Source organism: Paenibacillus sp. E194, from assembly GCF_000935845.1.
GTDB classification, from domain to species: domain Bacteria; phylum Bacillota; class Bacilli; order Paenibacillales; family Paenibacillaceae; genus Paenibacillus_B; species Paenibacillus_B alvei_B.
On sequence record NZ_JMDX01000374.1, the window covers coordinates 1 to 4,060 of the forward strand.

Annotated in this window: 2 protein-coding genes and 1 pseudogene; 2 read left to right on the forward strand and 1 reads right to left on the reverse strand. The window is 44.4% G+C overall.

Annotated elements, in window-relative coordinates; translation table 11 throughout:
• Both AZ66_RS27595 and AZ66_RS27600 read left to right on the forward strand, forming a co-directional pair.
• A pseudogene (locus tag AZ66_RS27595) lies at positions 1-978 on the forward strand (flavocytochrome c); the annotation flags it as partial.
• Between the two features lie 231 nt (positions 979-1,209).
• Positions 1,210-1,887, forward strand: coding sequence for a hypothetical protein (locus AZ66_RS27600; RefSeq protein WP_044357836.1), 678 nt, complete (start codon positions 1,210-1,212; stop codon positions 1,885-1,887).
• A 127-nt stretch (positions 1,888-2,014) separates the two neighbouring features.
• On the opposite strand, the gene AZ66_RS27605 is transcribed toward AZ66_RS27600, so the two are convergent.
• Positions 2,015-3,730 (reverse strand): methyl-accepting chemotaxis protein, encoded by a 1,716-nt coding sequence (locus tag AZ66_RS27605; protein WP_021262252.1) that lies wholly within the window; start codon positions 3,728-3,730, stop codon positions 2,015-2,017.
• Between the last annotated feature and the right edge of the window lie 330 nt (positions 3,731-4,060).

Consider the following 4,060-nt stretch of genomic DNA (forward strand, 5'->3'; position numbering starts at 1 on the left):
TGAAGACGGATCTGCTGTTGGACAATATCTCGTCAGCGGCTTGGTCAAGAATGTACAATCAAAAGGGATTCCTGTTTTCGTTAATGCGAAAGTTACAGATATTACAGAAAAAAGACGGAAAAAGTGAACGGCGTTAAAGTCCTCTTCGAGGAGAAGGATGAGAAGAACATTGCCGCAAATGCAGTTGTTGTCACAACAGGCGGTTACGGCGCTAACATGGACATGATCTCCTCTGTTCGTCCTGATTTGAAAGGTCTCGTAACGACGAACCAAATAGGCAGCACTGGTGACGGTATTACGATGATTGAGAAGCTCGGCGGCGTGACTGTAGATATGGATCAAATTCAGGTTCACCCTACTGTACAGCAAGAGAAGTCCTATCTTATCGGGGAAGCAGTTCGCGGTGAAGGTGCGATCTTGGTTGATAAAGATGGCAAACGATTCACGAATGAGTTGGATACTCGTGATAACGTAACGGCAGCAATTAATAAACTGTCTGACAAAGCAGCCTATCTTGTATTTGATTCCGGTGTGAAATCCCGTGCCAAAGCCATTCAACAATACGACAAAATGGGATTTGTCATTCAAGGTGAAACGGTTGAAGATTTGGCTAAAGTAATGAGCGTTCCGGTCGACCAGCTCAAAGAAACACTTGATACATGGAACGGCGCAGTGAAAAACAAAAAAGATGCTGAATTCGGCAGAACAACAGGCATGGACAACGAATTGTCCGCTGGACCATTCTATGCAATCAAAATTGCTCCTGGTATCCACTACACAATGGGTGGCGTAAAAGTTAACACAAACACCGAAGTTGTAACCAAGGACGGCAAGGCTATAACAGGTCTCTACGCAGCAGGTGAGGTCATCGGCGGCCTGCACGGTGAGAACCGTATCGGCGGTAACTCCGTTGCAGATATCATTATCTTCGGTCGCCAAGCAGGTATTAAATCTGCTGAATTCGTAAAAGCACAATAAAGACAATAAAACTAGTATATCTCCCCCCTCAAACGCTTGGGCTCTTTGCAGTCCAAGCGTTTTATTTATCTGTACACTCTCTCCTCCCAATAATCACTCCCCCTTTATGCTGGGAAAGTGACAGTTTGCTCGAATAATAAGCAATTAGAACTATTGATTGTAGACCTCTGTTCCTCTACTATCTAGCTATGATTTCCTTTCATTTGTGTGAATAAAAAGGAGTGGGATGAATTGAGAAAAGCACTAGTCGCTTCTCTAACTAGCGCTGCATTACTAGTCGGTCTAGGCACTGGCGTGTATGCAGGTACCAACCTGAAGAAGATTGAGGCTTACTTGGACAGCACTGCTAAGGTGAAGGTGAATGGAAAGGCAGTTCAGTTCAATGATGACAAAGGATTGGCACTGCAACCGATTAGGTATAACGGCAACGTATATGTACCGGTTAAAGGCATTGGCAGCGCATTGAATGTTGCAGTTGCCATCGACTCGAAAACAAATGAAATCATTGTGGGCGAAAAAGTAAAAGGCACTCCTCTAAATGCAGAAATTTTTTCGAACTCTTACTACTCCAAAGACCCCGCACAAACGACCTACAGCGGCAAAAATTATAAGGAAGTTATCTATGATCATTCCGATAGTTCGCAAGCGCCATCCATCATCGTCACTCCTAACAAAAAATATCAGAAGATCGTCATCAAGCTTGCTGCAATAGATCAAGAGTTAACGAATATCGAGATTTCCGATCTTGACAAGAACGCACTGCTAAAGAAAGTAGATTCGATTCTTCCTGAAGATGGACTCAAAGAAATTGAAGCCAATATTGGCGGTGTTAAAAATGTCGTTATCAGCTTCCAAGTCAAGGGCGGCGGTGGATACTTTATTCCACTCATCGACTCCTATTATAAATAATCGTATACATAAAGGATGTGCTGCGGCACATCCTTTTTCTGAACATAATGTTTCTGCTTACAAAATAAATAACCGGCCGCTATTTCTAGCAACCGGTAATACAATGAAATCCCTATTCTCCATGCGATTATAGCTTGAAACGATTCACCATCTCCTGCAGTTCTTCCGCCATTTGCTTCAACTGCCCGATCGAAGCCGAAATGGTCTCTACAGAGGCAAGCTGCTCCTCAGATGCAGCCGCCACCGATTGTACGGTGGAAGACGTGTCCGCTGCAATCTTCGCCATTTCGTCAACTGATGCAGTAATCTCCTCTGTACCTGCTGACATCTGTTCTGTCGCAGCTGAGGTCTCCTGCACTTGCCCTGTCACTTGCTGCACCAGCGCCATGATATGCTCGAACATCTGCCCTGCCTGCGCAACTGCCTTCATACCTGACACAACATCCTGACGTACATAAGCCATTGCATTTACCGTTTCCTGTGTGCTGTTTTGCATTTCCGCAATGAGCTCGGCTATTTGCTTGGCAGATTCACTAGACTGTTCAGCCAGCTTGCGTACCTCTCCAGCAACGACTGAGAACCCTCTGCCGCTCTCCCCGGCTCTTGCTGCTTCAATCGAGGCATTGAGCGCAAGGAGATTCGTCTGCCCAGCAATATTCGTAATGACATCAATAATGTTCTCAATCTGCTGAGAATGATCATGCAGCTGTTCAACAGCGGATTCCGTTGTCTGTACGGATTGGTTAATAGACTTCATCTGCTCCATCGCATCGACGATCGTTACATTGCCCTGCTCAGCTTGTATAGCCGAATGATTGGCCAATTCCGCAACGCTCGATGTATTTTCGACAATCGATTGAATACCGCGTGCAAATTCTTCAAGCGCAATCGCATTTTCCTCCGATGCTGTCTGCTGCAGCTGCGCACCCGATGCGACCTGTTCCATTGAAGCGGCAATATGCTCTGTCGCTTGCGCCGTTTCATTTGCATTGTCAGAGACTAAGCGTGAATTGTGAAGCAGTTGCACCGAACGCTCATGCACCGTGCTCATAATCGAGGACAAACCGTCCATCATCTTGTTGAAGTCCTTCATCAGCACCCCAATCTCATCCTTCGAATCATAGGAGCCGCGAACTGTAAGATCTCCTTGTTCTGCTTGCTCCATCAAGGTTTGCATTTGTCGAAGCGGCTTCACAATCAGATTGGCGATCACATATCCAACCAGCACGCATACAAGCAGTGAAATCATTCCGATGATTACATTCGTCGTGGTGGAAGCTTTCGTTAGCTCCGTTGATTTCTTCGCCTGTTGCTCCGCTAAATTTTCATTCCAGTTCACAAGCTCGGTCAGCACTTTTTGTACCTTACTGCGAGATTCGCGTACATTGCGTGCATAATAATCATACGCCTCTTCGTTCTTATTTGCGATCGCCAACTCTATCGCACGAATATTACTGTCGCGATATGGCTTTAGCGACTTCTCATACTCAGCTACGAACGTTTTTTCCTCATCCGTTTGCAAGACTTCCTTATATTTCTTCATGAGTGTATCATTTTCAACACGGAAACGATCAATAGATGCTTTGAGCTCACTATTCCGACGATCATCACTGCTTGCCATTAATTCGAATATGGCGGAGTCAATGGAACGGTTGTTCACCATAATCTGCTTCACCCACATGATCGACATCAGATTATGCTCGTAAATGGTGTCATTCTTCTGATTGATTTCATTCATGGCGCGATACGAAATCGACGTACTTAATGCCAGCAGCAAAATGCCGACACCAACCAGTATAAAAATTTTAATTGAAGTGTTCAGGTCTTTAAATCTAAACTTCATGCTTTCTCTCCCCTCTAGTTAACTTTATCATTATCGACAAAATCAGACATAATTTTTATAGATGTTACGACTTTTTATCTGTTTTTCTGAAAACTTACTGCAAACACATCATATTCAAGGCACTCTGATGGTCAAGTTAACACAACAAAAAACCCATCATTGAACGTACGCTGCCAGCAGCTGCATTACAGCTCTCGCACGTATATTCATGATGGGTCTCGTCTACAAAAAGAGAAGTACATTTGAATTTGTGATAGTAGAGGATCATGTTCACTTGCTGCATCTTCATTCAGGTGAAGGATGGTCATCTCATTTGAAATGAAATCGGCT